13 protein-coding genes and 1 pseudogene are annotated in these 12,413 nt (G+C 69.9%); 9 read left to right on the top strand and 5 right to left on the bottom strand.

Annotated features, from left to right (window positions below):
- Window positions 1-414: pseudogene (locus IE185_RS14660) on the top strand (ABC transporter); the annotation flags it as partial.
- Complete coding sequence (locus tag IE185_RS14665) at window positions 411-1,205, top strand: ABC transporter permease (RefSeq protein WP_138898280.1); 795 nt, start codon at window positions 411-413, stop codon at window positions 1,203-1,205. The pseudogene IE185_RS14660 and the gene IE185_RS14665, both read left to right, overlap by 4 nt.
- 308 nt (window positions 1,206-1,513) lie before the next feature.
- Here the strand turns inward: IE185_RS14665 and IE185_RS14670 are convergent, their stop codons facing one another.
- A complete protein-coding gene (locus IE185_RS14670) occupies window positions 1,514-1,729 on the bottom strand; it encodes a DUF6892 domain-containing protein (RefSeq protein WP_138898281.1) in 216 nt (71 codons plus the stop codon).
- 229 nt (window positions 1,730-1,958) lie between these two features.
- Here IE185_RS14670 and IE185_RS14675 point away from each other — a divergent pair, with 229 nt between their 5' ends.
- The gene (locus IE185_RS14675) at window positions 1,959-2,327 is read left to right on the top strand and encodes a VOC family protein (protein WP_138898282.1); all 369 of its coding nucleotides are present in this window, start codon (window positions 1,959-1,961) and stop codon (window positions 2,325-2,327) included.
- Window positions 2,328-2,427: 100 nt separating this feature from the next.
- Here IE185_RS14675 and IE185_RS14680 read toward each other — a convergent pair whose 3' ends face one another.
- Window positions 2,428-2,946: a GtrA domain-containing protein gene (locus IE185_RS14680; protein ID WP_138898283.1), complete on the bottom strand. Its 519-nt coding sequence runs from the start codon at window positions 2,944-2,946 to the stop codon at window positions 2,428-2,430.
- 383 nt (window positions 2,947-3,329) lie between these two features.
- Between IE185_RS14680 and IE185_RS14685 the strand changes: the two genes are divergently transcribed.
- The 3 genes from IE185_RS14685 (at window position 3,330) to IE185_RS14695 (ending at window position 5,856) form a co-directional block, all read left to right on the top strand.
- A complete protein-coding gene (locus tag IE185_RS14685) occupies window positions 3,330-3,986 on the top strand; it encodes a DNA alkylation repair protein (RefSeq protein WP_229843537.1) in 657 nt (218 codons plus the stop codon).
- Between the two features lie 411 nt (window positions 3,987-4,397).
- Window positions 4,398-4,832, top strand: a complete 435-nt coding sequence (locus IE185_RS14690; RefSeq protein ID WP_189715307.1) for a DUF6191 domain-containing protein — start codon at window positions 4,398-4,400, stop codon at window positions 4,830-4,832.
- A gap of 10 nt (window positions 4,833-4,842) precedes the next feature.
- Complete coding sequence (locus IE185_RS14695; RefSeq protein WP_189715309.1) at window positions 4,843-5,856, top strand: hypothetical protein; 1,014 nt, start codon at window positions 4,843-4,845, stop codon at window positions 5,854-5,856.
- 196 nt (window positions 5,857-6,052) lie between these two features.
- On the opposite strand, the gene IE185_RS14700 is transcribed toward IE185_RS14695, so the two are convergent.
- Together IE185_RS14700 and IE185_RS14705 are read right to left on the bottom strand one after the other, a co-directional pair.
- Window positions 6,053-6,679, bottom strand: coding sequence for a class I SAM-dependent methyltransferase (locus IE185_RS14700; RefSeq protein ID WP_138898209.1), 627 nt, complete (start codon window positions 6,677-6,679; stop codon window positions 6,053-6,055).
- A 180-nt stretch (window positions 6,680-6,859) separates the two neighbouring features.
- Window positions 6,860-7,702, bottom strand: coding sequence for a LysR family transcriptional regulator (locus IE185_RS14705; protein ID WP_138898208.1), 843 nt, complete (start codon window positions 7,700-7,702; stop codon window positions 6,860-6,862).
- Window positions 7,703-7,729: 27 nt separating this feature from the next.
- Between IE185_RS14705 and IE185_RS14710 the strand changes: the two genes are divergently transcribed.
- From IE185_RS14710 to IE185_RS14720, 3 genes are all read left to right on the top strand, one after another.
- Window positions 7,730-8,998 (top strand): MFS transporter, encoded by a 1,269-nt coding sequence (locus tag IE185_RS14710; RefSeq protein WP_229843508.1) that lies wholly within the window; start codon window positions 7,730-7,732, stop codon window positions 8,996-8,998.
- Between the two features lie 293 nt (window positions 8,999-9,291).
- Window positions 9,292-10,578: an MFS transporter gene (locus IE185_RS14715; RefSeq protein ID WP_170198392.1), complete on the top strand. Its 1,287-nt coding sequence runs from the start codon at window positions 9,292-9,294 to the stop codon at window positions 10,576-10,578.
- A gap of 126 nt (window positions 10,579-10,704) precedes the next feature.
- Window positions 10,705-11,106, top strand: a complete 402-nt coding sequence (locus IE185_RS14720) for a hypothetical protein (protein WP_189715312.1) — start codon at window positions 10,705-10,707, stop codon at window positions 11,104-11,106.
- Window positions 11,107-11,167: 61 nt separating this feature from the next.
- On the opposite strand, the gene IE185_RS14725 is transcribed toward IE185_RS14720, so the two are convergent.
- Window positions 11,168-11,875 (bottom strand): 2-phosphosulfolactate phosphatase, encoded by a 708-nt coding sequence (locus tag IE185_RS14725; protein ID WP_138898536.1) that lies wholly within the window; start codon window positions 11,873-11,875, stop codon window positions 11,168-11,170.
- Window positions 11,876-12,413 lie beyond the last annotated feature (538 nt).

Consider the following 12,413-nt stretch of genomic DNA (forward strand, 5'->3'; position numbering starts at 1 on the left):
GAACTGGTCACCGGCGGCGTCACCGTCTTCCTCACCACGCAGTACCTGGAGGAGGCCGACGAACTCGCCGACCGTATCGCCGTGCTCAACGACGGCACGATCGCCGCGGAGGGCACCGCCGAGGAGCTCAAACGGCTGATCCCCGGCGGCCACGTCCGGCTCCGCTTCACCGACCCCGCCGCCTACCAGAGCGCCGCCGCCGCGCTGCGCGACATCACCCGCGACGACGAGGCACTGACGCTGCAGATCCCCAGCGACGGCAGCCAGCGCGCGCTGCGCTCCGTCCTCGACCGGCTCGACTCCGCCGGCGTCGAGGCGGACGAGCTCACCGTGCACACACCCGACCTCGACGACGTGTTCTTCGCCCTGACCGGCTCCAGCGTGCCCGCCCAGCCCAAGGAGGCTGTCCGATGAGCTCCCTGTCCCTCGCCGTGCGCGACTCGTCCACCATGCTGCGCCGCAACCTCCTGCATGCCCGGCGCTACCCGTCCCTGACGCTGAACCTGCTGCTCACACCGATCATGCTGCTGCTGCTCTTCGTCTACATCTTCGGCGACGCCATGAGCGCGGGCATCGGTGACGGCGGGAGTGCGGATCGCTCCGCGTACATCGCCTACATCGTCCCGGGCATCCTGCTGCTCACCATCGGCGGCACCACGATCGGGACCGCGGTGTCCGTCTCCAACGACATGACCGAGGGCATCATCGCCCGCTTCCGTACGATGGCGATCCACCGCGGGTCGGTACTCATCGGGCGCGTCGTCGGCAGCGTCGTGCAGTGCGTGATGAGTGTGGTCCTCGTCGGGGCCGTCGCTGTGGCCATCGGGTTCCGGGCCAAGGGTGCCACCGCCCTCGAGTGGGTCCTGGCCGTGGGGCTGTTGGCGCTCGTCTCCCTGGCGCTCACGTGGATCGCGGTCGGCATGGGCCTGTCCAGTCCGAACGTCGAGGCGGCCAGCAACAACGCCCTGCCGCTGATGGTCCTGCCGCTCCTCTCCAGCGCCTTCGTGCCGCTCGACGCGATGCCGGGCTGGTTCCAGCCGTTCGCCGAGTACCAGCCGTTCACTCCGGCCATCGAAACCCTGCGCGGCCTGCTGCTCGGTACCGAGATCGGCCACAACGGGTGGCTGGCGGTGGCCTGGTGCCTGGGTCTCGCGGTGCTCGGCTACTTCTGGTCGACGGCGAAGTTCAACCGCGACCCGAAGTAACGGGAGAAGGACCGGTCAGCCGCCTGAGCCCGGCGGCCCGACCGGCCCGTCCCGCTCAGGGGCGGCGTACCCGACACGACGTCGGCGTACGCCGCCCGTTGGCGTTCTCCGCCGCCTTCCGAGGCTCGCGCCGCCGGCTTTCTCGACTCGAACCCGTGCCGTCCCGAATGCCGTTCACCCCGTGGACGCGCCTCTCCGACGCGGCCCCTTGGCGCGGGACTCCCACCGCATTGCTCTCGCCCTCCATCGCAAGGCCCGAGCAGCTGCGGCGATGCCCCTGGCCGCGAGGATCTCCAGTGCGTCGGGAATCATGTGCTGCGGCGCGCGCCCCCGGTGAAGAGCTTGAGGTTCGGCAACAGGTCCAGGTCGTCGAGGCAGCGCACGTCGAAGAGGCCGTCCTCGCCGTCCCAGACCGGGGCGCCGGTGGCGAGAAGCGCCGGCGGCCGACTGCCGCCCAGCCCCTTCACTGCCCGTGCGAGGCGTACGGCCGACGTCGGGTCGACGGTCGCGTCGGACGCCGACAAAGCGACCCAGAGGGTACGGCAGGACACCTGGGCCGATTCGTTTGAAGCACTACAGCTCTGCCGTCTCGACGTGGCAGGTCAGCGGGGTGGCGTGACCGTGTTCCGGGGGGCTCGTGCTGGTGGTGGGCGGCAGCCTGTGACGCAGATCGTCCGGCGGGGTGGTTTGCCGATGAGTTCACCGTCCTCAAACGGTCTACCCGGCGACACGACCGTTCTCTACAGGAGTGCCATGTCCACCATCCAGCCAGTGATCATTACTGCCGACCAGGACGTTCTGCTCGGCTTCTATACCAAACTGTTCGGCGCTGAGGAGATCTTCCGGGTACCGGCGGAAGGCCCGGCCTTCTACCTCGGCTTGCGCATCGGCGACACCGACCTCGGGCTGGTGGCCAAGGCGGACCCCGGGACCGGGGCGGCACCGCGGATCCTGCTCAGCATCGCTGTCGGCGACGTCGACGAGACGCTCGGCCGGGTGGAGACGCTGGGCGGCTCGGTCCGCGGCGGCCCCAACGACATGCCGTGGGGACAGCGCGTCGCCCACATCCAGGACCCCGACGGCAACCCGGTGAACCTCACTCAGCCGATCCCGGCCCGGTGACGCTGCCCGGAAACCGCAGGTCGACCAGGGCGCGAGACCGGCAGCACGCAGGTGGGTGGGGGCCGCTTGGACGCGCCCGTGGACGACCGGTGCGACAGCGTCACGCCGCGTGGCAGAGCGATGCGGGGTCGGCCGGGTCCGATGACGCACGGGCCACGGTCGTGTGCACGGGGCGGGCGGTGGTCGCGGCCGGCGGGCGGTTCCGTGCGAAGACGACGAGGCGCAGCAGCGCGAAGCGGCCGGCGCCGGCCAGAGCGGCGGCGGACAGGTAGACGACCTGTTCGAGCACCGCACCGGGTGCCGCCATCAGTTGGTGCAGGCCAAGCGTCGCCAAGCAGGTCACCGCGTACGCTGCCGCCGCGGAGCCGGCCGACTGTGCGTGCTGGCGCCAGGTCGCACGCCCGCCCGCACCGAACGTGAAGCGGGCGTGCAGTTCGGTGGCGAGGAGCGTGGAGACCACGGTGATGACGGCGTTGGCCAAGACCCAGGGCATCCAGGAGGCGAGAGCCGCGACGGCGAAGCTGGAGGCGACCCCCACCCCGCCGCCGCAGAGCGCGAAGCGGGCGAAGGCGGTGATGGCCCCGGGCGCCGACTGCTCCTGTCTCTCTGCTGTCTCCATGATCCGCCCCTTTCGTCGCTCACTGCGTGAACGCGCGCCCTTCGGCCTGCGCGGCCGCGGACCACGCCGCCCGTGGTGCCATAATGGCACACTGATGGCGCCACTACTAGCCCAGCACGGCACCACGTGGGCCACCAATGGCTCGACGCCGTCGAAGCAGTCACGCACGTACGGATCAAGCGCTCACGGCGACGAGGCGCGTCGCGCCTTCCCAGGTCGACGCCATGGGCACGGGCCGGATGGTCGAGACTGGACGTGGGCTGCCGCGGAACCGGTGTGTACGACAGACTGCCCGGCCACGTCGTAGGTTGATCGCCGCACGTGAGGGACGGGAGACCGAGGTGGCCGAAACGACGCCGACCGGGACGACGGTCGCCGAGGTGATGGCGGAGCTGGCCGAACTCGAGGGCCCGAGAGCACGGAAGGTGAACGAGAAACACGGTGACGATCACGGTGTGAACCTCGGCAAGCTGCGCGCGCTCGCGAAGCGGCTCAAGACGCAGCAAGAGCTCGCGCATCAGCTGTGGGACACCGATGACACCGCGGCAAGGCTGCTGGCGATCCGAGTCTGCCGCCCGAGGGCGTACGGGCGTGACGAGTTGGACGCCATGGCGCGCACAGCGCGCACGCCCAAGCTGCACGACTGGCTCGTGAACTACGTGGTGAAGAAGAACCCGCACTCCGAAGAGCTGCGCCTGGCCTGGTCCGCCGACCCGGATCCCGTGGTGACGAGTGCCGGCTGGGCGCTGACCACTGAACGCGTGGCGAAGAAGCCCGAGAGCCTCGACCTCGCGGGGCTCCTCGACGTCATCGAGACGGAGATGAGCAACGCCCCGGACCGCCTGCAGTGGGCGATGAACCACTGCCTGGCACAGATCGGTATCGAGCACGCCGAGTACCGCACCCGTGCCATCGACATCGGTGAGCGCCTGCACGCGCTCAAGGGCTACCCGACTCCCCCGGGCTGCACCTCTCCGTTCGCCCCCGTCTGGATCACCGAGATGGTGCGCCGACAGCACGCCATGCAGGAAGGTCGCTGAGCACCGGCCGCAGGCCGCAGGCCGCAGGCCGCAGGCGAGGAGGCGCGAGACGCGCTGACGGCCGGGCGCCGGATGGCGGTGCCGAGGTGAGGGCTGGGTGGTGGACCAGCAACACAGGCAGCCCACCGCCCCGGCGTCGTAACCCAGGCCGGCCGGTCGACCGATGCCGGCCTGCTCGGCGCTCCTTCACGCGGTGGGTCTCCCTGGGCGGCGCCTCCGCCACATGGGGGAGGCGGATCATGCGCCGGCCTGATTCCTGCGCGCTGGAGATCCGGAACAGTGGGCCCATGGCCCTAGCGGGATGAGTCCCCCGGCGGCGGAGGAAGGGACCGTACGCCCTGTACCGCTCCGGGCAGAACGCAGTGCCCGTGGGATGAGGACGAGGAGGAGGCATCCGTGACGATGTGGCTCATGTCGTTCCCGGCGTTCGTGTGCCTGATGGTTCTCTTCGCCCTGACGGAGAGCGCCTGGCGATGGTTCACGGGGCTGGGGTTGGTCCCGTGGTTACGCAGACGCGCGGGGCAGTCGTTGTCGAACGTGGTCTTCGATGAATTCACCGCTGTCGTGAACGGAAACAAGACGGTGGAACTGAAGCAGCGGCGGGTGGAGTTGCTGCGGCGGGACGACGAGAGCGACGGTGCGCCACCCCGGTCGTACGTCGACCTGGCCGAAGGCACGGCGTTCATCGTGGTGCCGCGGAAAGCGGAGGGGCCGAGCGATGACGGGCGCCTTGCACGGCTGGGTGGAGCCACACGCGGCAGGGACAGGAGCGGAGTCGTGGCGGTCCAGCGGGCTCGGCACGGAGGTCGCAGGGCACTTCTGAGCCGGGCCGACGTGGTGACTTAGGGTTTCCGCCATGACCAGGACTACGCCGTCGCGCCCGATGCACGTCGAGAAGCTGTTCCCGAAGCTGGGCGCGTTCCGGGGCGAGACGACGCGACTGCATCCGCGCCCGGGTCGCCCGGATGCGTCGGTCAGCTCGGTCGGCGGCCCTCTGCTGTGGCCGGCCGACGAACCGTGGCCGGTGTGCACCGAGCCGCACAAACGCAGCCGTGGATACCGCGTCGCGGACATCCGTCGCAGCCGCCGGCTGCTCGCGGACGCCTGGGCCCGTGACCGGCCCACCGCCGAGGAAGGCGCCCTGCTCACGGAGCTCGGGCGCAGGCATCGCGTCCCGGACGTCACCGACACCGATCCGATCCCACTGGTCGCCCTGGCCCAGGTGTACCGGCGGGACGTGCCCGGTCTCCTGCCGGGCCCGGACGGCTGCGACCTGCTCCAGGTGCTCTGGTGCCCGTTCGAGGCACACGGCCCCACCCGCTACGGCCTGGCCCCGCACGTACGCTGGCGCCACTCCGACCAGGTCTCCGTGCCGCTGCACGCTCCGCCGCAGCCGACGGTGGTCGGCTTCGGGGGCTCGGTCGCCGAGCCATGCGTGCTGCATCCCGAGCAAGTCGTCACCTACCCCGACGCCGGCTCGCTCCCGGCCAGGCTCGGGAAGAAGATCGACGCCTGGGACGAGGCACGGGAACTGGAGGAGGCCGAGCACCACGACGAGCTGGTGACCTACCAGCACGACCTGTCGATTCCGCACGGGTGCCGGGTGGGTGGGTTCCCCTCCTGGCACACGACCGACTTCTACCCGATGAACTGCGAAGCGTGTGCCGCACCGATGGTCCTGCTGCTCACCGTGCACAGTCGTGAGTGGGACGGCGCCCATGGCAGCTGGATGCCCACCGAGGAGTGGGACGTCGCAGAGCACCTGCGGGACCGCTGCCCCACGAAGCTCGAGATCGGCCGAGACGGCCTGCTGAACATCTTCGCCTGCCCCACCGAGCCCGGGCACCCGCACCGGTACAACATGCAATAGACCGGCGCAGAGCGTGCCGGACCGGGTGCTGCCGCCTCCCGCACACATCGGACAGGACGCCGCACCGATGCCTCCCAGACGGCTGAGCGACAGCTGCCCTCACTCGTCCAGTGCGCTCCGCAACGCGCCTTACCCCGCCAATTCGTGAGCGAACAGGTCGTCCACGGATGTGACGCGTTCGCGGATGAGCTCGGACTCACGTGGCGGGGCCGGAGTGCACGCTGACTGCGTAGCCGCAGCCTTCGTAGTACGGCTCGCCGCTCCAGGTGGCGTAGCGCTGCCGCAGGGTCAGTCCGGCCTGAGTACACCAGTGGTCGAACTCTGCGAGGGTCAGCGGCGGTTCCGGCAGCGGCAGGTGTGCCGCGTCCAGGCCCATGCCCGTGACCAGCAGACCGCCGGGGCGCAGTGCGGCTGCCAGTTGCCGGACGACGGCGGGTTCGGTGCCGGGGGCCAGCAGGGGGATGACGTTTCCGGCGGCGAGCGCCAGGTCGAAGCCCGGCTTCAGGCCGAGGGTGTCCAGACGGGCCAGGTCGCCGAGGAGCCATTCCTGCCTGGGGGCTGCGCGGCGGGCGACGGCGAGCATCGAGGAGTCGACGTCCACACCGGTGCAGTCGTGGCCCAGCTCCGCGAGCCGGATCGCGATCCGGCCGGTGCCGCAGCCGGCGTCGAGTACCCGGGCGGCGGGCTGCAGCAATGCGGCGCAGAAGGCGGCCTCGCCGTGAACGTCGTGACCTGACTCGGCGAGCTGCGCGAAACGCTGAGCGTACTCCTCTCCAGCTTGTCCGCCGGTCAGTTCCGCCCAACGGTCGCGTTGCCCAGTCATGTTCGGAGTGCCTTCCGGTCAGCCTCACCCAGCGGGAGCGAGGACGATGCCATCACCCTTTCCATGGTCGCAGGTGCGGACCTCCGGGGCTGCTACGAAGGTACGTCGCCGAGACCGCGGTCGTTCCGCACGAAGACCTGCACGGGGCACCCGGGCATGCGGGCCGACCGGCCGCGAACCTCAGATCGTGCGTCGTAGCGCCGTTTCGACGGCATCGATCAGTGGATCACCTTCGGACCTCGGGTGCCGTGCGAGGCCGAGTTCGACGTCCGGCAGGGTGGGCAGGGCGTCCGCGTCGTGGCCGGCCATGGCCGGTTCCAGATTCGTGGGCATGAGCGCCGCGACACCGAGCCCCGCCCGTACCGCGGCGAGCACACCGGCCAGGCTGTTGCTTTCGAACGCCACCCGCCAGGGCCGGCCGGCACGCTCCAGGGTTTCGAGCACCGACGTACGCCAGGAGCACGTGTTCGAGAACAGCACCACCGGCAGCGGATCGGCGGCCACGTCCACACCGTGGCCGATCGCCCAGACCAGTGGGCGGCGTACCGTCCAGCGTGGCGGTCCGGGAACGGCTTGCACCTCGTTGAGCACGAGGTGGACGCGGCCCGCGTCGTACGCCTCCCGCATGGCGGCGTTGGACATGCTGAGCACTTCCAGGGTTGCGCCGGGGTGCAGCCGGGCGAGGTCGGCGAGGGCCTGGGGGAGCTGGGACGCAGCGAGGTCTTCGAGCAACCCGACGCCGCAGCGGCCGGTGAGTGTGCGCCCGGTCTCAGTGAGTGCCTGTGCGGAGAGGGAGAGGATGCGTTCGGCGTACGGCAATAGTTCCTCGCCCGCCCGGGTCAGCGAGACACCGGACGGTGATCGGTGAAGCAGCGGCCGGCCGATGGCCCTCTCCAGCTTGCGCACCTGCTGGCTGAGCGCGGGCTGGGACTGTCCGAGCGCGGTCGCGGCACGGCTGATGCTGCCCGCCTGCACGACGGTGACGAAGGACCGCAGCAAAGCGGTCTCAAGATCCCTGGCCATAACGAACCATTATGCCGGTGCCAGCAAATGAAGCACTACCGATGGCGGGGAGCAGGATCTAGCGTCACGCAGGTGACCGGATACCGACAGATACTCGCCGTGCCGGGGCTGGCACCGCTGTGGGGCGTTTCCCTTCTCGCCCGTACCGCGATCACGGCCGTCGTGATGGCCCTGACGATGTACGTCGTGCTGGGCCTGGACATGAGCTACGTGGCAGCCGGCGGTGCGGCGGCGGCTCTGACCACCGGGCTGGCGTTGGGCGGGCCACTGCTCGGCCGCGTGATCGATCGGCGGGGACTGCGCACGGTGCTCCTGACAACGGTCCTGGCGCAGGCCGTGTTCTGGCTGAGCGTGCCGATCCTGCCGTACACGGCCCTACTGGGTGGTGCCTTCGCGGCGGGTCTGCTGATGGTGCCCGCCCAGCCGGTGACCAGGCAGGCGATCGCCGCGATGACGACGGCGGAGCAGCGCCGGGCGGCGTTCGCGCTGGAGTCGGTGCAGGGCGAACTGTCGTACATGGTGGGCCCGGCGGTCGTGATCCTGTGCGCCGCGAAGGTGTCCCCCGGTGTGGTGGCGTGGGGGCTCGGTGCCGCGATCGTGGCCGGCGGAACCGGGATCGCCTTGCTCAACCCGCCGCTGCGTGCCGAGGACGAGGCGGATGTCGGCGCGGTCGGGCGGCCTCCACGACGGGAGTGGCTGGGCGTCGGCATGATCGCCGTACTGACGATGGCGTTCGGTACCACGATGCTGCTGAGCGGCGTCGACCTCGCCATCGTCGCCACGCTCCAAGAAGCAGGTCAGGTGTCCTGGGCCGCCGTGGTGGTGGCCGTGCTCGGCGTGACCTCTGTCGCCGGCGGGCTGATCTACGGAGCGCTGCCCCGGCCGCCGCCCACGTGGGTGCTGCTCGGCCTGCTCGGGCTCGTGACGATTCCCGCGGGGCTTGCCCACGACTGGCGCTGGTTGTGCGTGGCTGTTGTCGGCACCGTGTTTCTCGCCGCCCCGACCCTTTCCTCGGTGGCCGAGGCGGTGAGCCGGCTGACACCGGCCGGCGTGCGGGGTGAGGTGACAGGTCTGCAATCCACGGCGCAGAGTGCGGGTTTCGCGCTCGGGTCCCCGGTCGTCGGGGTGGCGATCGACGTCTCCGTGCCGGCGGGGGGCTTCGCGGCGGCCGGGCTGGCCGGCGTCGCCGCCGCGCTGGCTGGATGCCTGGTGTCCCGCCGCTGTCCGTCGCCTCAGCCGCCGACTTCAGCTCGCCAAGAGGCGGAGAGAAGAACCGATACGACTCGCGTGCGATGATCGACCTCTTGAACCGCCGGGCATCGAGCCAAGCCTGTGACACCGTCGACCCCTCACGGCTGTGGCGGAGCAGGCGCGGAGGCCGCGCGTCAATCCCCCGGCCCCGTCCAGCAGGACGACGATGCCCGGCAACGCGCACACCGCGCAGGGGGAGGCAGCCGCAGCCGCCGTCCGCGTCCTACGGGAAACCCTGAACGGGCTCTGCCCCACCGAAACTCAGGTGACTCGCAAGGATGGCCTTCCTTACCATCGGGCGCTGGGCATACTGCCTCCTGTCCGTGAACGGCGGCCGCATGAGATCCTTGATCCCTGGCGTGCTGCGTGACGAGCCCCAGTTCGCCCGCCTGTTCGTCGGGCAGTCCCTGTCGGTGCTGGGCGACCGTGTGTCGTTCGTGGCTGTGCCCTTCGCCGTGTTGTCGGTGGGCGGGTCTGTCTCCGACGTCGGGCTGGTGGCGGCCGCGGGGCTCTTGCCCATGCTTCTGTTCACGCTGGTCGGTGGGGTTTGGGCGGACCGCTTCCGGCGGCACCGCATCATGCTCATCTCCGACCTGGTGCGGTTCGCTGTTCAGACACTCCTCGCCGGGCTGCTTCTGACCGGTGTTGCCGAAGTTCGACATCTGGTCCTGCTGATGATCGTTTTCGGCGCGGCGGACGCGTTCTTCATGCCCGCTGCCACCGGGCTGATGCCACTTGTCGTCAGGCCTGACCGACTGCGGGAAGCCAATGCTCTGCGTGGTTTCGTCCAGTCCTCCGGTCTGGTGCTCGGGCCGGCCCTGGCGGGGGGTCTGGTCGCGTGGGTCGGCCCCGGCGGTGCCCTGGCCTTGGACGCCCTTACCTTCGCGGTCAGTGCCGCGTTCCTGGCCCGACTGAAGCCTCGCGAGACGGCATCCGAGACAGTGCGGATCGCTGCTGGGGGGACCTTCCTCAGGGAACTCCGCGAGGGCTGGGCGCAGGTGCGCAGCCGGAGCTGGCTGTGGTCGGGCATGGCTGCGATGGCGGTCTACCACGTCGTGGTGCTGCCGTCGGTCTTCGTGCTGGGACCTGTCCTTGCCGAGCGTGAGTGGGGCGGTGCGGCGAGCTGGTCGGTCGTGGTCGCCGCCTTCGGTATCGGATCCATCGTCGGTGATGTATGCGCCTACCGGCTCAAGGTCGCGCGCCCCATGGCCCTGGCCGCTGCGGCGCTCGCCGTAGCCTCCTGTCAGGCGATCATCATCGGATCAGGTGCCTCGCTCGCCCTGATCGCGTTCCTCGAAGCAGTCACCGGGGTCGCTGTCTCCCTCTTCTTCGTCCTGTGGGAGACGGCACTGCAGGCCCACGTGCCCGAAGCGGCCCTGTCCCGCGTGAGTTCCTACGACTACCTGCTGTCCGCAGGACTCATGCCGCTGGGCCTGACGCTGGCCGGGCCGGTGTCCGAGTCCGTCGGCGTGCGGCCCACTCTGTACGCCATGACGGCTGTCGCGGTCCCCGCCGCACTCGCACTGCTCCGCGTCCCCGCCGTACGGCGCCTCCCGGCGCACGGCTCGGGGACTCCGCACGGCAGTGGCGGCGTCCGCCCTGCTTCAGAGGCCGGCCTGCCGTGAATTGGTCACGGAGACGACTGCCGCCAGGCACCTCGGTGGCGTCACCCCGTAGCAGTCCGCAGACCCGCATCCGCCTCATGGGCAGGGGGCTGAGTCGATCATTCGCACGCCAGTGAGAATGGCGTCATGAACATCTTCGCCCGCTGGACAGTACTGATCTGTGCCGGATGTGCCGCCCTGCTGTCCAGCTGTACCGCGGACAGCGCTCGCCCCTCTGTCCCACCCGGCCCCACGGTCACCTCTACCGTGGCGCCCGATCCCGCAGCCCAACTGGCCGAGCGCTACCGTCAGTCCGGTGGCGAGGAGGATGTGTACGGGATCCAGCGAAGCTCCGGTCCTGACGGCACACCGCTGCTGACCGTGTGGACGCACAACCCGGATGAGGATGCCGAAATCTTCGATCACCTCAAGGGGTCGATCGCGGGGTACCTGGAGCGCGAGGAAGGGCTTTCGCTGAGACGGGGCTACCTGATGGACGTCTTCGGCCCGGACGGGGCGCTGCAGCACCGCCTCGACGCCCGGACATAGCTCCCGGGGGGCGGAGTCCGCCCTGATCGCATGGGCCCTCCCCCCCAACGCGTCCAAAGGTTCAGCAGGTCAGCGGAGACGGGACGGGGCAGTCAGGCACCGCAACGGGACGGAGCACCGTGAGAGACTCCTCCTGGCGAGCCACCATGGCGAAGGGGAATCTGTCGATCTCCAGGCAGAGATCGACGTCGTCCGGGTGGTATCCGCTCCGCAGCCCGCCGGCGAGATCGGCCGCGGCACGAGAAGTCCTCGCGCGGTGGAGATACGGGGCCGCCTCGACATCGACTCCGGCCATGGATCGACCTATGTATTCAGCGCAGGCCAGGTCCTCGTCGGCCCGGCCCCCCTCGCCGGTGACAACGAACGTCACCGGGCCGGAACCCTCGGCCCGCAGGAACCGTGCGGTCGGGCCGGCCACCACGAAGCTCGCGCACAGGACCAGCGGCGCGTCCGCGACGGCCAGAGCACCGACGGTCCCTGCCCTCGTCTTCTGCACCAGTGTGCGGCCGGCGAAATCGCGAGACCTGAGCAAGCCAGGTGAATTCACCGCGTCGAATCCCGCCGCTGGAGCCCCGTCCTTCAACGCCAGCCAGCCCGAACGGCTCTCCTTCAAGGCAAGTGCCTCACTCTCCGTCGAGGCCAGGACGATCCTCTCGACGCCACGCGAGAAGGCCCAAGCAGCCACGGTGAAGGCGCGCATGACGTCGATGACGACAGCGACACGGGGAACTCCGGTCAACTCCGGTATGCCCACGTAATGGTGGTCCATCGCACCATTCTGACGCCTTGGATCATCCGAAGGACACGAATGGATCCGACTGCCACCGAGGTGACGGTCGGCGAAGCGGTTCTGGGTGCCGGCCGAATCCCGGACGCCTCGCTGCGCAAGCACGAACGCGGGGTCCCGCTGGGCGGGAGGGCCTACCGCGCCCCGCTGCTCGTATGCGACGGCGGAACGGTCCTCGGCTCGGCACCTGCCCGCGGTGGCAGGAAGGCCGCAATCCGGAGACCCGCCGAGCCGGCCCCGTACGCCGACGAGCCCCTCGCGCAACCGGTGCGGGCCGGCACCGGCGGCCACAGCAGACCCCGTACCGGGCGGTGGGGCACAAGCACTCCTTTGTCCGTCCTTGCGTCAATGCTCCATGCGGGCGTCGTGTTGGACATCGTGGAGGGTTCTACGCGCGTCGGAATTGGTATCGGCATATCGGAAAACACCAGTCGCAATACGTGCAGTTGGAGCAATGGCCACAACCTTTACTCAGGGGGCGCAATACGACCCGAGCCAGGAGAGAATTCCGGACGCACTG

Origin of the sequence: Streptomyces chryseus, from assembly GCF_014650755.1 — a bacterium.
Lineage (GTDB): Bacteria > Actinomycetota > Actinomycetes > Streptomycetales > Streptomycetaceae > Streptomyces > Streptomyces chryseus.

Excerpts from the sequence above, each read along its gene's own strand:
- IE185_RS14665 (WP_138898280.1), top strand. The coding sequence starts at position 411 with ATGAGCTCCCTGTCCCTCGCCGTGCGCGACTCGTCCACCATGCTGCGC.
- IE185_RS14675 (WP_138898282.1), top strand. The coding sequence starts at position 1,959 with ATGTCCACCATCCAGCCAGTGATCATTACTGCCGACCAGGACGTTCTG.
- IE185_RS14680 (WP_138898283.1), bottom strand. The coding sequence starts at position 2,946 with ATGGAGACAGCAGAGAGACAGGAGCAGTCGGCGCCCGGGGCCATCACC.
- IE185_RS14685 (WP_229843537.1), top strand. The coding sequence starts at position 3,330 with ATGGCGGAGCTGGCCGAACTCGAGGGCCCGAGAGCACGGAAGGTGAAC.
- IE185_RS14690 (WP_189715307.1), top strand. The coding sequence starts at position 4,398 with ATGTCGTTCCCGGCGTTCGTGTGCCTGATGGTTCTCTTCGCCCTGACG.
- IE185_RS14695 (WP_189715309.1), top strand. The coding sequence starts at position 4,843 with ATGACCAGGACTACGCCGTCGCGCCCGATGCACGTCGAGAAGCTGTTC.
- IE185_RS14700 (WP_138898209.1), bottom strand. The coding sequence starts at position 6,679 with ATGACTGGGCAACGCGACCGTTGGGCGGAACTGACCGGCGGACAAGCT.
- IE185_RS14705 (WP_138898208.1), bottom strand. The coding sequence starts at position 7,702 with ATGGCCAGGGATCTTGAGACCGCTTTGCTGCGGTCCTTCGTCACCGTC.
- IE185_RS14710 (WP_229843508.1), top strand. The coding sequence starts at position 7,730 with ATGAAGCACTACCGATGGCGGGGAGCAGGATCTAGCGTCACGCAGGTG.
- IE185_RS14715 (WP_170198392.1), top strand. The coding sequence starts at position 9,292 with ATGAGATCCTTGATCCCTGGCGTGCTGCGTGACGAGCCCCAGTTCGCC.
- IE185_RS14720 (WP_189715312.1), top strand. The coding sequence starts at position 10,705 with ATGAACATCTTCGCCCGCTGGACAGTACTGATCTGTGCCGGATGTGCC.
- IE185_RS14725 (WP_138898536.1), bottom strand. The coding sequence starts at position 11,875 with ATGGACCACCATTACGTGGGCATACCGGAGTTGACCGGAGTTCCCCGT.